Origin of the sequence: Lentzea xerophila, assembly GCF_051094245.1 — a bacterium.
Taxonomy (GTDB): Bacteria; Actinomycetota; Actinomycetes; order Mycobacteriales; family Pseudonocardiaceae; genus Lentzea; species Lentzea xerophila.
In genome coordinates this window covers 2,618,087-2,635,576 of record NZ_CP194934.1, presented here as the reverse complement: position 1 = coordinate 2,635,576, position 17,490 = coordinate 2,618,087, and the positions used below count along the sequence as shown (strand labels likewise).

15 protein-coding genes are annotated in these 17,490 nt (G+C 69.8%); 7 read left to right on the top strand and 8 right to left on the bottom strand.

The genetic code is table 11. The annotated features are described in order from the left end of the window. Positions 1-68 precede the first annotated feature (68 nt). Positions 69-782, bottom strand: a complete 714-nt coding sequence (locus ACRSBM_RS12835) for a hypothetical protein (RefSeq protein WP_434443212.1) — start codon at positions 780-782, stop codon at positions 69-71. 186 nt (positions 783-968) lie between these two features. On the opposite strand from ACRSBM_RS12835, the gene ACRSBM_RS12830 reads away from it, so the two are divergent. Then, a complete protein-coding gene (locus ACRSBM_RS12830; RefSeq protein ID WP_434443211.1) occupies positions 969-1,796 on the top strand; it encodes an alpha/beta fold hydrolase in 828 nt (275 codons plus the stop codon). On the opposite strand, the gene araA is transcribed toward ACRSBM_RS12830, so the two are convergent. The 6 genes from araA to ACRSBM_RS12800 form a co-directional block, all read right to left on the bottom strand. Continuing rightward, on the bottom strand, positions 1,766-3,268 hold the full coding sequence (araA, locus tag ACRSBM_RS12825; protein ID WP_434443209.1) for an L-arabinose isomerase: 1,503 nt from the start codon (positions 3,266-3,268) through the stop codon (positions 1,766-1,768). The genes ACRSBM_RS12830 and araA overlap by 31 nt on opposite strands. 17 nt (positions 3,269-3,285) lie before the next feature. Beyond that, a complete protein-coding gene (locus tag ACRSBM_RS12820) occupies positions 3,286-3,939 on the bottom strand; it encodes an L-ribulose-5-phosphate 4-epimerase (protein WP_434443207.1) in 654 nt (217 codons plus the stop codon). Then, entirely contained in the window at positions 3,939-5,612 is a 1,674-nt protein-coding gene (araB, locus tag ACRSBM_RS12815) for a ribulokinase (RefSeq protein WP_434453065.1), read from the bottom strand. The genes ACRSBM_RS12820 and araB overlap by 1 nt, the downstream gene beginning before the upstream one ends. Before the next feature lie 361 nt (positions 5,613-5,973). Beyond that, a complete protein-coding gene (locus ACRSBM_RS12810) occupies positions 5,974-6,960 on the bottom strand; it encodes a LacI family DNA-binding transcriptional regulator (RefSeq protein ID WP_434453064.1) in 987 nt (328 codons plus the stop codon). Positions 6,961-7,069: 109 nt separating this feature from the next. Then, on the bottom strand, positions 7,070-8,509 hold the full coding sequence (locus tag ACRSBM_RS12805; RefSeq protein ID WP_434443205.1) for a family 43 glycosylhydrolase: 1,440 nt from the start codon (positions 8,507-8,509) through the stop codon (positions 7,070-7,072). Then, positions 8,506-10,977, bottom strand: coding sequence for an alpha-L-arabinofuranosidase C-terminal domain-containing protein (locus tag ACRSBM_RS12800; RefSeq protein ID WP_434443204.1), 2,472 nt, complete (start codon positions 10,975-10,977; stop codon positions 8,506-8,508). The genes ACRSBM_RS12805 and ACRSBM_RS12800 overlap by 4 nt, the downstream gene beginning before the upstream one ends. Before the next feature lie 164 nt (positions 10,978-11,141). Here ACRSBM_RS12800 and ACRSBM_RS12795 point away from each other — a divergent pair, with 164 nt between their 5' ends. The 6 genes from ACRSBM_RS12795 (at position 11,142) to ACRSBM_RS12770 (ending at position 16,371) form a co-directional block, all read left to right on the top strand. After that, on the top strand, positions 11,142-12,110 hold the full coding sequence (locus ACRSBM_RS12795) for an ABC transporter substrate-binding protein (protein ID WP_434443202.1): 969 nt from the start codon (positions 11,142-11,144) through the stop codon (positions 12,108-12,110). 99 nt (positions 12,111-12,209) lie between these two features. After that, positions 12,210-13,748 carry a sugar ABC transporter ATP-binding protein gene (locus ACRSBM_RS12790; protein WP_434443200.1) on the top strand — a complete coding sequence of 513 codons (1,539 nt, stop codon included), beginning with the start codon at positions 12,210-12,212 and terminating at the stop codon, positions 13,746-13,748. Further along, a complete protein-coding gene (locus ACRSBM_RS12785; RefSeq protein WP_434443199.1) occupies positions 13,745-13,954 on the top strand; it encodes a hypothetical protein in 210 nt (69 codons plus the stop codon). Before ACRSBM_RS12790 ends, ACRSBM_RS12785 begins: the two co-directional genes overlap by 4 nt. Further along, positions 13,951-14,934: an ABC transporter permease gene (locus ACRSBM_RS12780; protein WP_434443197.1), complete on the top strand. Its 984-nt coding sequence runs from the start codon at positions 13,951-13,953 to the stop codon at positions 14,932-14,934. Before ACRSBM_RS12785 ends, ACRSBM_RS12780 begins: the two co-directional genes overlap by 4 nt. Beyond that, the gene (gene yjfF, locus ACRSBM_RS12775) at positions 14,931-15,893 is read left to right on the top strand and encodes a galactofuranose ABC transporter, permease protein YjfF (protein ID WP_434443195.1); all 963 of its coding nucleotides are present in this window, start codon (positions 14,931-14,933) and stop codon (positions 15,891-15,893) included. Before ACRSBM_RS12780 ends, yjfF begins: the two co-directional genes overlap by 4 nt. Positions 15,894-15,945: 52 nt before the next feature. Further along, entirely contained in the window at positions 15,946-16,371 is a 426-nt protein-coding gene (locus ACRSBM_RS12770; RefSeq protein WP_434443193.1) for a nitroreductase family deazaflavin-dependent oxidoreductase, read from the top strand. A gap of 4 nt (positions 16,372-16,375) precedes the next feature. Here the strand turns inward: ACRSBM_RS12770 and ACRSBM_RS12765 are convergent, their stop codons facing one another. Next, positions 16,376-17,449, bottom strand: coding sequence for an SGNH/GDSL hydrolase family protein (locus ACRSBM_RS12765; RefSeq protein ID WP_434443191.1), 1,074 nt, complete (start codon positions 17,447-17,449; stop codon positions 16,376-16,378). Between the last annotated feature and the right edge of the window lie 41 nt (positions 17,450-17,490).

The following is a 17,490-nucleotide window of genomic DNA, read 5'->3' as shown; positions in this document are numbered from 1 at the left end:
TCCGCCGGCAGGACCCCGGAACGCTCGCCCCGGCCAGGCGGGCCCGCTCGCTCGAACCCCGAGGAGGGTTACTCGAGCGAGCAGGTGGCGAAGCGTTCCAGACCTTCGGGTTTCTCGGCGACCCGGCCGATGGCGGTCTCGATGCGGTTCAGCGCCGCGACCCGCTTGCTCGCCAGCGGACCGAGGATCGCGTTCTGCACGAAGTTCGGCCCGCCCTGTCCCGCCGAGGTGCGCAGCCGTTCGTTCGCCTCCGCCAGCTGCTTGCCCAGGTTCGCGAGCTCGCGGTCGACCTCGGTGCGCGCGGCCGCGGGGACGTTCGGCACCTCCGGGAGCGGGCAGGCGATGGTCCGACCAGCAGCCTGACCGCTTGCCGGCGACGTGGTGGAAACGGCCGGTGGCGCCGAGACGGCGGGCGGCTGGCCGAGTCCGCAGGTGGCGAACCGTTCCAGGCCTTCGGGTTTCTCGACGACCCGGCCGATGGCGGTCTCGATGCGGTTCAGCGCCGCGACCCGCTTGCTCGCCAGCGGACCGAGAATGGCGTTCTGCACGAAGTTAGGCCCGCCCTCACCGGCCGACGTACGCAGCCGTTCGTTCGCCTCGGCGAGCTGCCGGTCCAGGTTGGCGAGCTCCCGCTGCACCTCGGCCTGCGCCGCGGCGGGCACGGCCGGCACGACCGGTCGTGGGCACGCGATCGGCTGCGTCCCGGTCTCCCCACCGGCGAAGGCGACGGCCGCGGTCACCGCGGTCAGCGTCGCGGCGACAGCGACTCCGGCGACGAGCACCCGCTTGCTCCGTTGTGGTCGTGCATGCGCTCTCGACATGTTCGAACCTCACGACTAGGGGACGTTTTGTGCCGGCACAAGGGGAATACGGACCGGGAAAGTGAACGGTTCAACTACTTGTGAGCGTTCACAGCTGCTGGCATGCTCACGGTCCGCAGCCGCACCTGCGAGGAACCGGGGAACCGCATGCCATCGGCAGACAGAGTCGTCCACGAGCAGGTCCCGCTCCGCGTCCGCGGCGTCAACGTGAGGGTCGCGTCGGTGCGCAGGGAAGGCGTCGACGCCCCCGTCCTCTTCCTGCACGGGTTCGGCACGAGCAAGGAGGACTACCTCGACGTCACCCATCGGCACGACTTCGCCGGTCGCCCGTTCCTCGCCTACGACGCACCTGGTGGCGGCGCGACGGAGTGCGCCGATCTCGGGGAGGTCGACGTGCCGTTCCTGGCGGACACCGCCCACGCGGTGCTCGAGCGCGCGGGAATCGGCCGGTTCCACGTCGTCGGGCATTCGACCGGCGCGCTCACGGCTCTCCTGCTGGCGCACGCGGAACCGGGGCGGGTGCTGAGCTTCGTGAACATCAAGGGCGTTCTCGCGCCCGAGGACTGCGTGCTGAGCCGGGAGGCGCTGACCCACCGCGATCCGGCCGGCTTCCTCCTCGGGCTGGCCGAACGCAGCCGCGACTCGTCCTGTTACGGCAGTGGCCTGTTCGCGGCGAACCTGCCGAACAAGGTCCGCCGCGGTGCCGTGCCCACCCTCTTCCGTTCGATGGTCGAGCTCGCCGACCACGGCAAGCTGCTGGAGAAGTTCCTGTCACTGCCCTGCCCGAAGATGTACCTCTACGGCGAACAGTGCGCCGGCCTCTCCTACCTGCCACTGCTGGACGCGAACGGGGTGGAGCTCGCCGAGATCCCTCACAGCGGGCACCTGCCGATGTACTCCAACCCCGTCGCGACGTGGCGGCAGCTGGCCGAGTTCCACGCCCGTCAGTTGATCCCCGACGCCAGGCGGTGGTAGGCGGCGTTCCAGCGCAGCCGGTCGGCGAACGACTCGGGGGTCGTCGCGGAGTCGATCAGCATTAGCTCCGTCGCGGCCATCTGCGCGAAGTCCCGCAGCACCCCGGCTCCGACGGCCTGCGTCATCACCGTGTGGTGCGGTCCGCCCGCGGTGAGCCAGCACTCCGCGGACGTCGAGAGCGACGGCGCCGGTTGCCACACGGCCCGTGCGACCGGCAGCTTTGGCAGCGGCTCGTCCGGCGGGACCACCGTGACCTCGTTGGCCACCAGGCGGAACCGGTCGCCCATGTCGGCCAGGCCGACCACCACGGCGGGTCCGGACGCCGCGTCGAACACCAGCCGCACCGGGTCCTCCCGGTCACCGATGCCCAGCGGGTGGATCTCGCAGGACGGCTGCGCCGCGGCGATCGTCGGGCAGACCTCCAGCATGTGCGCGCCGAGGATCTTCGGCTCGCCCGGCCCGAAGTGGTAGGTGTAGTCCTCCATGAACGACGTGCCGCGGCCCGTTCCGGCGCCCATCGCCTTGACAGCGGCGAGCAGGGCCGAGGTCTTCCAGTCGCCCTCGCCGCCGAAGCCGTAACCGTCCGCCATCAGGCGTTGCACGGCAAGGCCCGGTAGCTGCCGCAGCCCGCCGAGGTCCTGGAAGTTCGTGGTGAACGCGCCGAACCCGCCATCGTCCAGAAAGGACCGCAGGCCGATCTCGATGCGGGCGGCGTAGCGCAGCGAGTCGTGCCGCTCTCGCCCGCGCGCCAGCTCCGGACTGAGCCGATAGGTCTCGGCGTAGTCGGCGACGAGCAGGTCGATGCCGGCGTCGGGCACCGCGTCCACCACGGCCACCAGGTCGTTGACGCCATAGGTGTTGACCGAGACACCGAACCGCAGCTCCGCCTCGACCTTGTCCCCCTCGGTCACCGCGACGTCGCGCATGTTGTCGCCGAACCGCGCCAGCCGCAACGAGCGCAGGTACGCGAGACCGGCGGCGGCACGGGCCCAGCCGTCGATCCGCTCGGCCACCACGGGGTCGCTCGCGTGCCCGGCTACCGTCTTGCGCGCCACCCCGATCCTGGTCTGCACGTAGGCGAACTCGCGGTCGCCGTGCGCGGCCTGGTTGAGGTTCATGAAGTCCATGTCGATGGTGGACCACGGCAGCGCCTCGTTGAGCTGGGTGTGCAGGTGCAGCAACGGTTTGCGCAGCAGGTCCAGCCCGGTGATCCACATCTTCGCGGGCGAGAAGGTGTGCATCCAGGCGATCACGCCGACGCACGACGGGTCGTTGTTCGCCTCCTGCATGACCGAGCGGATGGCGCTGGAGTCGGTCAGCACCGGCTTCCACACGATCTCCGCGCTGATCCGGCCGGAGTCGGTGAGCATCCGCCGGATCTGCTGGGACTGGGCCGCGACCTGGTCGAGCGTCTCAGCGCCGTAGAGGTGCTGGCTGCCGGTGAGGAACCAGATCTGGGGCTTGTCCACCATGTGCTCTCCTTCTGGGCTCACTGGCCGTAAACGTTCTGGTAGCGCTCGTAGAGCCGGTCGACGTGCTGCTGCTCGATCACGTCCGGCCTGCCGAGCTGGAGTGCGAAGTGGACGGTGCGGGCGACGTCTTCCAGCAGCACCGCGGCCTTCACGGCCGCGAGGGCGGTGCCACCGACGGTGAACGGGCCGTGGTTGCGCATCAGCACGGCCTTCGACCTGCTGGTGCTGAGGGTTTCCACGATCCCCTTGCCGATCGAGTCGTCACCGATCAACGCGAACGGACCGACCGGGACGTCACCGCCGAACTCGTCCGCGATCATCGTGAGCACACACGGGATGGGCTCGCCGCGCGCCGCCCACGCTGTCGCGTAAGGGGAATGTGTGTGTACGACACCGCCCACATCGGGCATGTGCCGGTACACGTAGGCGTGTGCCGCGGTGTCGGAGGACGGTGCAAGCTCACCCTCGACGAGGGTGCCGTGCAGGTCGGTCACGACCATCGCGTGCGGGCCCAGCTCGTCGTAGGAGACTCCGGACGGCTTGATCACCATCAGGTCCTGGTCAGGCACCCGCGCCGAGACGTTGCCCGCCGTCCAGCTCACCAGTTCGTAGCGGGTCAGCTCGCGGTGCAGCTCGGCGACCGTGCGGCGCAGTTCTGCCGTGGCGGACATCAGCTCTTCCTTTCCAGGGCGGCGCGGCGGTAACCGCGGAGCCGGTGCATGACGTCGTTGGCGCCGCGGCCGAAGTAGTCGTGCAGCTCCAGGTAGTCGAGGAAGAGCCGTTCGTACGCCTCGACGTTCTCCGGAACGGGCGTGAAGACGTTGCGCCGCACGGACCCCATCGCGGCTGCCGCCGCGCGGATGTCGGCGTGGGCGCCCGCGGCCACCGCCGCGTGCATCGCGGAGCCGAGCGCCGGGCCCTGCGCCGAGCCGATCACCGACAGCGGCAGGTTCACGACGTCGGCGTAGATCTGCATCAGCAGCGGGTTCTTCGTGAGGCCACCGGCGATCACGAGCTCGGTCACCGGCACGCCCGCGTCGGTGAAGGTGTCGATGATGACCCGCGTGCCGAACGCCGTGGCCTCCAGCAGCGCGCGGTAGACGTCCTCGGCCCTGGTGGCGAGCGTCTGGCCGACGACCACCCCGGACAGCTCGTGGTCGACCAGCACGGACCTGTTGCCGCTGTGCCAGTCCAGCGCGACGAGCCCGTGCTCGCCGACCTCCTGCCGTGCCGCCAGCTCCGACAGCAGCTCGTGCACGGTGATGCCGCGTTCGCTCGCCTGCTCGTGGTAGGCGGGCGGCACCTGGTTGCGCAGGAACCACGCGAAGATGTCGCCGACGCCGCTCTGCCCGGCCTCGTACCCCCACAGCCCCGGCACGATGCCGCCGTCGACGACGCCGCACATGCCCGGCACGTCGCGCAGCACGTCGCCGCTCATCACGTGACACGTCGAGGTGCCCATGATGGCGACCATCTGCCCAGGCCCGACGGCCTGCGCGGCGGGCGCGGTGACATGGGCGTCGACGTTGCCGACCGAGACCGCGATGCCCTGCGGCAGGCCGGTCCACTTCGCGGCCTCCTCGGTCAGCTCGCCGGCCCGGTCGCCCAGCGCGGACAGCGGGTGGTCGAGCTTGTCGGCGACGAAGGTGGCGAACCCGGGGTTGAGGTCCGCGAGGAACTCCTCGCTCGGGTACGCGCCGTCCTGGTGGATGCCCTTGTAGCCGGCGGTGCAGGCGTTGCGCGTGTAGGTTCCGGTGAGCTGCCAGACGATCCAGTCCGCGGCCTCGACCCAGTGCGCCATCGCCGCGTAGACCTCGGGCGCCTCCTCCAGCACCTGCAGGCCCTTGGCGAACTCCCACTCCGAGGAGATCAGCCCGCCGTAGCGCGCGAGCCACGGCTCCTTGCGCCGCCGGGCCAGCTCGTTGATCCGGTCGGCCTGCGACTGGGCGGCGTGGTGGCGCCAGAGCTTGATGTAGGCGTGCGGGTTCTCCGCGAACTCCGGCAGCTCGCACAACGGCGTGCCGTCCGCGGTGACCGGCACCATCGTGCAGGCGGTGAAGTCGGTCCCGATGCCGATGACCTGCTCCGCGGAGATCCCGGCCGCCTCGACGGCCTGCGGGACGGCGGTGCGCAGGACGTCGAGGTAGTCGGCCGGGACCTGCAGCGCCCACTCCGGCGGCAACGGCCGGCCGGTCGCGGGCAGCACCTGGTCCACCACACCGTGGCGGTAGTCGTGCACAGCGGTGCCGAGCTCGGCTCCGTCGCGGACGCGCACGACCACGGCGCGGCCGGACAGCGTGCCGAAGTCGACACCCACCACGCACGCGTCGGGATCGATCGTCATGTCAGTCACGAGCTGAGTGTTATCGCTAACATTCCGCGAGTCAAGATGCGTCCGGGACATCGTGATTTCCCTGCGAGTGGTGGAAATGGGATGGAGGGTGAGCGCACGACAAACGACCCGACCCGCGACCGGCCGGAACCTGGGCGCCGCAACCGAGCCCGGCTGCCGGCCGAAAGCTTCGCCACCGTCCAGGTCAGGCACGGGGGGACCCCGCGTACGCCAGCCACGGCGCAGCGGTGCGCCGCCGTCCCGCCCATCCACTCAGGAACCTGGGCGCCCACGCGGCAGCGCAGCGGGACTCCGGCGCGCGGCCACCGGGCGCTGTGCGCACGCGGGCCGATGCTCTACCGCATCACCGCCCCTACTGCGGCGGCGGCGCCACGCTTTCCCGCTGCACCAGCGTGGGCGCGATCGTCCGCCGCGGCCGGGTGGTCTCGCCGTCGCTGACCTGCTCCAGCAGCAGGCCGAGCGTCTCGCGCGCCACCGCGGCGAAGTCCGGGCGCACGGTGGTGAGCGGCGGGATGAAGTACGCGGCCTCGGGCACGTCGTCGAAGCCCGCGACGCTCACGTCGTGCGGCACCCGCCTGCCGCGCTCGCTCATCGCCCGCAGCAGGCCGAGGGCGAGGTGGTCGTTCGAGCAGAACACGGCGGTGACCTCGGGCATCCTCGCCAGCATCTGCCCGGCCCGGTAGCCGGACGCCGCGCTCCAGTCCGCCGTCACGACCGGCGGCACCTCGGCACCGGCCGCCTCCAGCGCGCGGCGCCAGCCCTGTGCCCGGCCCGCCGCGTCGAACCAGTCGGCGGGACCGGCGACGTGCCACACCGTCTGGTGACCGGCGGCGAGCAGGTGCGTGGTGGCGGCGAACGCTCCCGCCGCCTGGTCGACGGTGACCAGCGGCGTCGCGCGGTCCGGGTCGCCGTCGACGGTCACCAGCGGCACGACGGCCGGCACGTCGGCCAGCGCGTCGGCCGCCGAGGAGTTCGGCGCGATCACGACGATGCCGGCCACGCGCTGGTCGCGGTGGCGTTCGACGGCCGCGGAGATGGAGTCGCGGTCGAGCACGTTCACCCTGCCGACGCTGACCGCGAACCCGGCCTCGCCCGCCGCCTCCTCGAAGGCGGACAGCAGCGAGGCCGGGCCGTAGAGCGTCGAGTTCTGCGCAACCACACCGATGAGCTGCGTTTTGCCCGTGACGAGCGCACGCGCGGCCCGGTTCGGCCGGTAGTCGAGCTCCTTGATGGCCGCCTGCACCCGCAGCCTGGTCTGCTCGCGGACGTTCGGGTGGTTGTTCAGCACACGCGAGACCGTCTGGTGCGACACCCCGGCGAGTCGTGCGACATCGGTCATCGCGGGGTCACGCGAGGTCTTGTCCACTAGCGGTCTCCGATCCTAGATCTGCGCCGAAGATGTTAGCGATAACACCTCGCGGCATCGATGCAGTGCGTCCATTGTCCACTCATTCGAGGCGGAATGTGGCACGTCGGCGCGCGTCGCGGTCGTTGCCTGGTTTGGACAACACGACACGACCGTTGTCGTGGGCCACATACCTGTCCGCGCCCACACGGAGTGACACCGCGCTGCTGTCCGCGAGTCCCGCCACACGAACAAAACTCGCCGCACGGCCGTACGCGTCCGTGTCCTCGAACGGGTCGATCCGGAACGAATCGCCGTCCACCCGCACGTACCGGTCCGGGAAGTTCACCGACTGCAGCGCGACGGTGCCGGAACCGAGAAACCCCGGCACGAAGCGGAACTGCGTGTCGCCGAGCTCGCGGACGTTGCCGTCGACACGCAGGCCGTACTCGTAGTGCCGCACCACCAGCGAGGGCGCATCCAAAGGCGACAGCCGCACGATCGGTCCGCCGCGCCCCACGGGCACGCCGAACGAAGGCGTGCCGTCCGCGTTCCAGTGCAACCGCTGCACGCGGGTGTGCCGGTTCGGGTCGAACAACGGGTCACCAGTGATGTCACGGTAGTCACGGGCGTGATAGACGAGCACGTCGGTGGAACCGACCGTGGTGAACGAGTTGTGCCCCGGCCCGTACTGCGACGTCGGCACGTGTGTCGCGAACACCGGGTTCGGCGACTTCGTCCACGACCGCGCGTCCAGGAGGTTCGCGTTCTCGTCGGCGGTGAGCAGCCCCATGCAGTAACGGGCGTCGGTGGCGCTCGCGGAGTACGTCACGAACACACGGCCGTTGCGGACGAGCACCGCGGGGCCCTCGTTCACCTTGAAGCCCTGCACCTCCCACGACAGCGTGGGCGTCGCGATCCGCACCGGCGCCGTCTTCAAGGCGAGCGGTGAGGCCATCTCCGCGATGTAGAGGTTCGAGTTCGTGGCGATGCCGGGCTCGCTCTGCGCCCACAGGAAGTAGCGCTTGCCGCGGTGCGCGAACGTGGTCGCGTCCAGCGTGAACGTGTCCCACGCCGTCACCATCTGCCCGCGCAACACCCAGCCACCCTCGCGCGGGTCGGCGTTCGGTGACTCCAGCACGTAGGTGCGGATGCGGAACGGTTCGTCCTTGTCGCCCGCGGCGAAATAGACGTACCACTTGCCGTCGATGCGGTGCAGCTCCGGCGCCCAGATGTAGCCGCCCATCTTGCCCGAGGCTGGCCGCCGCCAGATGGTGCGCTCACGGGCGGCGGACAGACCGTCCAGAGTGGACGCACCGCGGATGACGACGCGGTCGTACTCGGGCACCGACCCGGTCAGGTAGTACATGCCGTCGGTCGGCGGCGTGATGAACGGGTCGGCGCGCTGCTCGACGAGCGGGTTGCGGGCCGGCAGTTCCGCGTCGGGTTCGGCGGCGGTGGCGGCCGAGGGCGCGGCGGACGCGAGCGCTCCGGTCGCGGCGAGGACGCCGCCCGTGCGCAGCAGGGATCGTCGGTTGATCACGAGCGGCTCCTGATCCGGAGGAACGTGACGGAGTTCGGCGGGAACGTGTGCGTGAAACTGCTCGCCACCCGGACCTGTTCGGAACGGGGGCGGATCGGCTGGGCGAACTCGGTGTTCATGTCGCCGGGCCGGCCCTGCAGGACGGTCGCCCGTGCCGTCGACGCCACCGGGACGCCGAGGTCGATGCGCGTGCGGGCGGCGTTGTCCTGGGCGTTGACCACCTTGACGATCAGCTCACCGGTGGCGAGGTCGCGGGTGACGACCTGACGGAACGGCTCGGCGAGCTTGTCGTCGGTGAACTCGCCCCACTTCTGGCCGTCGAGGAACAGCGCGACGTGGCGTCCGCGGACCTCGACGCGCACGTCGTAGGTGCGACCGGTCTCGATGGTGGTGCCGTTGGTCATCAGCGTGCTCTTGGCTCCGCCGACGGCCTTCTCCACCGCGGACTGGGTGTTGTTCCAGCCGCCGAGGTTCCACCAGTAGTAGTTCCCGGTGTCCTGCACGCCGAACGCGACGAGGAAGCCCTCACGCCCGGACTGCTTGGTGGCCTTAACGTTCAGCGTGTAGTCGCGCCAGGTCTTGTCCCCTGCCGTGACGAGCGTGTCCTCCGCGGCCGCGTCGGACTGGACGTAGGCGCCGTTCACGACGTTCCACGCGCCACGGCCGGACTTGGTCCACTGCGCGTCGGTGCCGGAGAAATCGTCGCTGAACAACGCCTGACCGGACGCGCTGGTGACCTTCACGTCGTCGTAGGTCGCGGCGGTCGCCCAAGTCGAGAGCCCGATCGCACCCGTGATGGGCGCCTGGGTCGACGGCGTGCCGGAGGCGGTGCTCGGCACGACGTGGTCGCCCACGTTGGTCATGAAGAGCTTCTGCATCTCGTAGCTCGCCGAGCCCCACGACGCGTGGTTGTTGAACCAGATCATGTCCGGCCGCCACTGGACGTAGTCCTCGTTGGCCAGCAACGGTGCGTAGGAGGCGAGCTTCACGACGTCGGCGTTGCGTTCGAGGCCGGTCATGAACGCGGCTTCGCTCAGCGCGTTGTAGAACTTGTTGTCCTGCGAGGCGTACTCACCGAGGAACACCTTCGGACCGTTGCGGTCGTACGAGTCGTAGCGGTTGTTGTTCTCCAGGAACCACGCCGGGCTGTTGTAGTAGTGCTCGTCGATCATCTTCACGCCGGCCTGCTTGTTGAGCTGCCACAGGCGGTCGAACGTGCCGCCCGTGTCGTCCGGGCCGGAGTTGCTGACGACGGTGATGTCCGGGTACTTCGCGTTGATGGCGTCGCGGAACTGCGTGAAGCGGGCCATGAACTCGTCGGGCAGGTTCTCCTCGTTGCCGACCGCGAGGTGGGTGAGCTGGAACGGCTTGGGGTGGCCCATTTCGGCGCGCTTGCGGCCCCAGGTGGAGTCGGCGGGGCCGGTGGCGAACTCGACCAGGTCGAGCGTGTCCTGGATGTGCCGTTGCAGCAGCGCGGGGTCGTTCGTGGCGCGGTTCTGGCCGCAGCCGGTGACCAGCGCGGGCACGACGGGCAGCGGCATGGCGCCGATGTCCTCGGAGAACTGGAAGTACTCGTAGTAGCCGAGGCCGTAGGACTGGTTGTAGCCCCAGAAGTTCCAGTTGGTCGCGCGCTGCTCGACCGGTCCGATGGTGTCCTTCCACTGGTACGAGCGACGGCGTTCGAAGTTCGGCGCGTCGTAGCCGTAGTGGCTGCCGGTGTTGACGAGGCAACCGCCGGGGAACCGGACGAAGCCGGGCTTGAGCGCCGCGATCTTCTCGGCGAGGTCGCGACGCAGGCCGTGGCCCTTGAAGGTGTCCCGCGGCATCAGCGAGACCATGTCGAGGCGGAGGGTGCCGGTGCCACCACCGGTCACCAGCAACCTGCCGGTCGTCGAGGACCTCTGCGCGCGGACGGTGCCGGTGTAGCGGGTCCAGCCGTCGCCGCGGACCTCGATCCGCACCGGGTCGCCCAGCGGGGTTCCGGCGGGGTCGGTGACCGTGGCGGTGAGCGGGGCGCTCGCCTGGTCGGTGCGCGCCCAGACGGAGAAGTCGTAGCGCTGGCCGTCCTTCACCGCGATGCCGCTGTTGTAGCCGGAGTTGATGATTCCGGCGGGCAGGCCCAGCTTCAGGTAACGGCGGTTGCGCTCGTTCATGCGGCCGTCGTCGTCGGCGACGTCGAGCGTGCCACTGTGCGGCGCCCACGAGGTCAGGCCCGTGTAGCTCGCGTTGTCCGCCGGGTCGTACTCGAACGAACGGTTCTGCACGAGCTCGGCGTACAGGCCACCGTCGGCGGCCCGGTTGATGTCCTCGAAGAAGACGCCGTACATGGAGTCGTCGATCGACGGCCCCTTCTTCGCGGTGTCGATTTTGAGCGTGTAGTCGGTGTCGGCCGCCGCCCCCGAACCGGGGACGGCGACCAGGAGGCTCGCCGCGAGAGCGGCACACATGAGGACGTGCTTGCGTGGCACGGAATTTCCTCCCTCGCTCGGAAGTGAGCGTTAACATAGGGCTGCGAACTCGTTACGGGCAAGACCTTGACGCAAGCAGTTGTGAGCGTTCACTCTTGGCCACCTGACAACCGCGGACACGCGGTCGAGCTCCGCGACACCGTCGTCACCCCGGAGGAATCCCAGTGCTGAAGAAGATCACGACAGCCGCCAGCGTGGTCCTGCTGAGCGCGCTCACCGCGTGCGGCTCAGGAGGTGGTGGGGGCACCGGCTCGTCCGGCGGCGACACCATCACGATGGGCTTCGCCCAGGTCGGCGCCGAGAGTGGCTGGCGCACCGCCAACACCAAATCGATCCAGGACGAGGCCAAGGCGGCCGGGATCGAGCTGAAGTTCTCCGACGCGCAGCAGAAGCAGGAGAACCAGATCAAGGCGATCCGGTCCTACATCCAGCAGAAGGTGTCGGTGATCGCGTTCAGCCCGGTCGTCGAGACCGGCTGGGACACCGTGCTGCTGGAAGCCAAGCGCGCCAACATCCCGGTGATCCTCACCGACCGGTCGATCGACTCCGAGGACACGTCGCTGTACAAGACGTTCCTCGGCTCCGACTTCGTCGAGGAGGGCCGCAGGGCGGGCGACTGGCTGGTCGCCAACGCGTCCGGGCCCACGAACGTGGTCGAGCTGCAGGGCACGACCGGCGCGGCGCCGGCGATCGACCGCAAGAAGGGCTTCGAGGAGAAGATCGCGTCCAAGCCGGACATCAAGGTCGTCGCCTCGCAAACCGGTGACTTCACGCGGTCCGGCGGCAAGCAGGTCATGGAGGCGTTCCTCAAGTCCCAGCCGGACATCGACGTCGTCTACGCGCACAACGACGACATGGGTCTGGGCGCGATCGAGGCGATCAAGGCCGCCGGCAAGGTGCCCGGCAAGGACATCAAGATCATCACCGTCGACGCGGTGAAGGACGGCATGCAGGCGCTGGCCAACGGCGAGATCAACTTCATCGTCGAGTGCAACCCGTTGCTGGGCAAGCAGTTGATGGAGCTCGCCAAGAAGGTCGTGGCCGGCGAGGAGGTTCCGGCGCGGGTCGTGACCGAGGAGGGCACGTTCACCCAGGAGCAGGCCAAGGCCGCGCTCCCGCAGCGCCAGTACTGAGCCCGTTTCCCGCAGGAGCCCCCACGAGCACCGTGGGCCCGTCACCCCGGCGCATCCGGGTGACGGGTCCACGGCCCCAAGCGACGAAAGCCAGAGCCCATGACCGAGTCACCGCCACCTGTCGTCGAGATGCGGGGCATCAGCCTCGCGTTTCCCGGCGTGAAGGCGTTGCAGGACGTCGACTTCCGGCTGTTCCCCGGTGAGGTGCACGCCCTGATGGGCGAGAACGGCGCCGGCAAGTCCACTCTGATCAAGACGCTGACCGGGGTGCACCGCCCCGACAGCGGGCAGGTCGTGCTGGCCGGCGACGACGTGGCGTTCTCCTCCCCCGGCGAGGCCCAGCACGCCGGGATCAGCACGGTGTACCAGGAGGTCAACCTCTGCGCGAACCTCACGGTCGCGGAGAACATCCTGCTGGGCCGGGAACCCCGTCGCCTGGGCGGCATCGACTTCCCGGCGATGAGGAGGCGCGCCGCCGAGGTGCTCGCGCGCATCGGCGTGCACATCGACCCGGCGTCGAGCCTCGGCGAGCACCCGATCGCGGTGCAGCAGCTGGTCGCCATCGCGCGCGCGATCGCGGTCGACTGCCGCGTGCTCGTGCTGGACGAACCGACGTCCAGCCTGGACGCGGGCGAGGTCGCGGAGCTGTTCCGGATCATGCGCGTGCTGCGCGACGAGGGCGTGGCGATCCTGTTCGTGTCGCACTTCCTCGACCAGGTCTACGAGGTCTCCGACCGGATGACGGTACTGCGCAACGGAACGCTCGTCGGCGAGCACCTCACCGCGGACGTCGACCGGCGCACGCTCATCGCGCAGATGATCGGCCGCGACCTCGGCGCGCTGGAGGCGATCGAGGACGCGGCGGAGAAGCGCCAGCCGGGCGGCCCGGTGCTGGTGCACGCTTCCGGGCTCGGCAGGCGAGGCGCCATCGAACCGTTCGACCTGGAGATCAGGGCGGGCGAGGTCGTCGGCCTCGCCGGCCTGCTCGGATCGGGCCGCACCGAACTCGCCCGCCTGCTCTTCGGCGCCGACCGCGCGGACTCGGGCCGGCTGCTCGTGGACGGCGCGCCGCTGCGCCTGCGCGGCCCGCGTTCGGCGATCGCGGCGGGCATCGCGTTCAGCTCCGAGGACCGCAAGGGCGAGGGCCTCGTCGCCGACCTCTCGATCCGCGACAACCTGGTCCTCGCGATGCAGGCGGCCCGCGGCTGGACCCGCCCGCTGCCGCGCAGGACCAAGGACCACCTGGTCGAGAAGTACCTGAAGGCGCTGGACATCCGCCCGGCAAACCCGGACGCGCTGGTGCGCACCCTGTCCGGCGGCAACCAGCAGAAGGTCCTGCTCGCGCGCTGGCTCGTCACCGAACCTCGGCTGCTGATCCTGGACGAGCCGACCCGCGGCATCGACATCGGCGCGAAGGCGCAGATCCAGCAGCTCGTCACCTCCCTGGCCGCCGAGGGCACCGCGGTGCTGTTCATCTCGGCCGAACTGGAGGAGGTCGTGCGGATCGCGGACCGGATCGTCGTGCTGCGGGACCGGCGCAAGATCGCCGAGCTGGACGGGGCGGTGACCGGCGTGGACGAGGTGGTCGAACTGATCGCGGGCGGGGCCGCGCCGGAGCCGGAGAAGGTGGTGTCTTGACGCACCGACCTGGGGTGACCGCCACCGGCACGCACCACACCGGACGAGCCGGCGTCGCTGAGCATCCGGCCGGGCCGGCCACCACCCACACCGGCCGGTCCTTCACCCACGCCAACCACACCGGCCGGTCCCGGTCCGACACCGCCACCCACCACACCGCCGCCACCCACCGCGGCAAGACCACACCAAAGAAGGTGGTGTCGTGAAGAACCGGCTGCTCTGGCCGCTCCTAGCGCTCGCGGCCCTGTTGCTGCTCAACCTGATCGTGACGCCGTCGTTCTTCGCGTTGCGCATGCAGGACGGCCACCTCTACGGCGGCCTGGTCGACGTGCTGAAGAACGGCGCGCCGACCCTGCTGATCGCGCTGGGCATGACGCTGGTGATCGCCACCCGCGGCATCGACCTCTCGGTCGGCGCGGTGGCGGCGATCGCGGGCGCGGTGACGTGTGTCCACATCGGAACGTCCGGTGGCGCCGGCACGGCGTTGGCGGGCATGGCGATCGCGCTCGTGCTGTGCGCGGTGCTGGGGCTGTGGAACGGGTTCCTCGTTGCGGGGCTGGGCATCCAGCCGATCATCGCGACCCTGGTGCTGATGACCGCGGGACGTGGCGTGGCCATGCTCGTGACCGAGGGGCAGATCGTCACGGTCAACAACGACGCCTTCAAGCAGGTCGGCGCCGGGTTCGTGGTCCTGCCGGTCTCGATTCTGATCAGCCTGCTCGTGCTGGGGCTGGTGGCGTTCGTGACCCGGCGGACCGCGCTGGGCATGCTGATCGAGGCCGTCGGGGTGAACCCCGAGGCGTCGCGGCTGGCCGGGGTGCGGTCCCGCACGATCATCTGGACCGTCTACGTGTTCGCCGCGGTGTGCGCGGGCATCGCCGGGCTGATGATCAGTTCCAACGTCAGCGCGGCCGACGCCAACAACGCCGGGCTGTGGATCGAGATGGACGCGATCCTCGCCGTCGTCATCGGCGGCACCTCGCTCGCCGGCGGGCGTTACTCGCTCACCGGCACGCTGCTCGGCGCGCTGATCATCCAGACCCTCACCACCACCGTCTACACGATCGGCGTCGCTCCGGAGGTGACGCTGGTGTTCAAGGCCGTCGTCGTCATCGCCGTGTGCCTGGTCCAGGCACCGAAGGCCCGTGCCGCACTGAGCTTCCGGAAGGTGGCCGTCTCGTCATGACCACGCTCGCCCAACGGGTTCCGTCGCGGTTCCTGCCCGTCTTCGCGACCGTCGCGCTGTTCGTCCTCGCGTTCGGCGTCGGCTCGGCGCGGTACGAGGGGTTCGCGTCCGGTCAGGTGATCGCGAACCTGTTCATCGACAACGCGTTCCTGATCGTGCTCGCCGCCGGCATGACGTTCGTGATCCTCAGCGGTGGCATCGACCTGTCCGTCGGCTCGGTGCTCGCACTGTCCACGATGGTCACGGCCTCGGGCCTCAAAGCCGGGTGGCCGGTGCCGCTGGTCGTGGTCGCCGTGCTGCTGATCGGCGCCACCCTGGGCCTGCTGATGGGCCTGGTGATCCACCGGTTCGACATCCAGCCGTTCATCGTCACGCTCGCCGGCATGTTCCTCGCCCGTGGCCTGTGCTTCCTGATCAGCGTCGAGTCGGTGTCCATCAAGGACAAGACGTTCCGCGACGTCGCCACCGCCGCGATCGAGCTGCCCGGTGGCGTGACGATCACCTACAACGTCGTGATCGCGCTGCTGGTCGTCGCGGCGGCGATGTACGTCCTGCACCGTACGCGCTTCGGCCGCACGGTCTACGCGGTGGGCGGCAACGAGTCGTCCGCGCTGCTGATGGGGCTGCCGACCGGCCGCGTCAAGGTCGGTGTCTACGTGATCAGCGGCCTCTGCTCGTCGCTGGCCGGTCTCCTGTTCAGCCTCTACATGCTGTCCGGCTACGGCCTGCACGCCGTCGGCATGGAGCTCGACGCCATCGCGGCCGTCGTGATCGGCGGCACACTGCTGGCGGGTGGCGTCGGGTACGTGCTCGGCGGGCTGGCCGGGGTGCTGGTGCTCGGCACGATCCAGACGCTGATCTCGTTCCAGGGCACGCTGAGCTCGTGGTGGACCAAGATCGTGATCGGCGTGCTGCTGCTGGTCTTCATCGCGGTGCAGCGGACCATGGTCCGGCGGTGAGACGAGTCCGCCGCCGGGGAATGCGACCGGCGGCGGAATTGTTGATCGTGACATGGCAGACGTGCACCTCAGCCCTACCGAGTGGGTTCAGAACCAGACGAAGACGATCCTGGAAAAGGGCACGACCGAGGGTGTCCTGGTGCTGGGCAGGCCGATCGTGCTCCTGACCGTGCGGGGCGCGAAGAGCGGCAAGCTGCGCTACACCCCGGTCATGCGCGTGGAGCACGACGGCAGCTACGCGGTGGTGGCGTCCAACGGCGGCTCGTCAGGGCACCCCACCTGGTACCACAACATCGTGGCCCACCCGGAGATCGTCCTGCAGGACGGGACCGCGGTGCGGGAGTACACCGCCCGCGTGGTCGACGGCGCCGAGCGGGCCGAGTGGTGGGACCGAGCCGTCGCGGCGTTCCCCAACTACGCCGAGTACCAGGTGAAGACCGACCGGCAGATCCCGGTGTTCGTGCTCGACCCGAAGTAGCCGGTCACCACCGCAGGGGAAGCGTGGCGAGGTAGTCGCCGAGCTTCCCCGCGATCAGCCGGTGGTCACGCGCCGAGAAGTGCCAGTCGCACCCGAGCCGGTCGAGCGCCGGGTCGTCGTAGTTCCAGTGGACGACCCGGCGGTCGTTGCGCTCGTGCACGACCTGCCGGGCGGCGTCGGCGAGCCTTCCCGCACCCTCCGGGACGCCCACCACGATCGTCGTGCGCGTGCCGTACCTGAACCGCAGCTTGTCGAGAAAGCCCTGGTACGCCGCCTTGTACGCGGCGACAAGGTCATCGGGGGTCGCCCACTGCTCGCCGGGGTTGAGCGCGGTGGAGAAGTCGTTGGTGCCCAGTCCCACGACGACCAGCTGTGGCCGCCAGGTGCCGGGGTTGCGCCACACGTCACCCTCGACGTTCAGCAACGCCCGGTCGTAGTAGGTGCGGTAGCTGGTGCCGGCGGTGTGGCCGTTGTAGTTGCGCACCATGCCCAGCCCGGAGAACGCGTTGACCTGGTAGTCGGCGTTCAGCGCGCGGGCGGTGATCGCCCCGAAGCTCAGGTCGGTGTTGGTGTTGCGGGTGACGCCGCCGTTCGCGGAGCAGTCGCGGGTGGCCGAGAGGTTGCCGTAGCCCGCGGTCAGGGAGTCGCCGATGAACTCGACCTGCCGGGCGCGCGGAGTGGGTTTCGCGAGCACCGCGCCGCCGGCCGCGGCCACGAACCCGCCGAACTGCCCGGCGGTCCCCGGGCTTTCGGTCCGCTTGACCAACCGGACCCGGTGCACGGCATTGCTCAGGCCGCGCACCCAGTACGTGGTGCGGCCGGGCGTCACCAGTGTCGCGACGGTTCTCCCGTCGACCTCCACGTCGTAGTCGTTCACGGAGTCGTCGAGGACGATCCCGATCCCGGTGCCGCGAAAGCGTCCTTCGAAGTAGACGCCGGGCCAGGTGTACTGGCCGGCCTCGGTAACCCGGCCGGCGGTGTGCGCCCGGTCCAGGACACCCGCCTCGGCCGTCGCCGGCGCGATGGTCACGGCCAGGGCCACGACCGCGATGAGAGCTGTCCTGCGTGATCCGTTCATGATCCCTCGCAATCAGAGAAGCGGTACTCGAACCGGTGGAA

Excerpts from the sequence above, each read along its gene's own strand:
- ACRSBM_RS12830 (WP_434443211.1), top strand. The coding sequence starts at position 969 with ATGCCATCGGCAGACAGAGTCGTCCACGAGCAGGTCCCGCTCCGCGTC.
- araA (WP_434443209.1), bottom strand. The coding sequence starts at position 3,268 with ATGGTGGACAAGCCCCAGATCTGGTTCCTCACCGGCAGCCAGCACCTC.
- ACRSBM_RS12820 (WP_434443207.1), bottom strand. The coding sequence starts at position 3,939 with ATGTCCGCCACGGCAGAACTGCGCCGCACGGTCGCCGAGCTGCACCGC.
- araB (WP_434453065.1), bottom strand. The coding sequence starts at position 5,612 with ATGACGATCGATCCCGACGCGTGCGTGGTGGGTGTCGACTTCGGCACG.
- ACRSBM_RS12810 (WP_434453064.1), bottom strand. The coding sequence starts at position 6,960 with ATGACCGATGTCGCACGACTCGCCGGGGTGTCGCACCAGACGGTCTCG.
- ACRSBM_RS12790 (WP_434443200.1), top strand. The coding sequence starts at position 12,210 with ATGACCGAGTCACCGCCACCTGTCGTCGAGATGCGGGGCATCAGCCTC.
- yjfF (WP_434443195.1), top strand. The coding sequence starts at position 14,931 with ATGACCACGCTCGCCCAACGGGTTCCGTCGCGGTTCCTGCCCGTCTTC.
- ACRSBM_RS12770 (WP_434443193.1), top strand. The coding sequence starts at position 15,946 with ATGGCAGACGTGCACCTCAGCCCTACCGAGTGGGTTCAGAACCAGACG.
- ACRSBM_RS12765 (WP_434443191.1), bottom strand. The coding sequence starts at position 17,449 with ATGAACGGATCACGCAGGACAGCTCTCATCGCGGTCGTGGCCCTGGCC.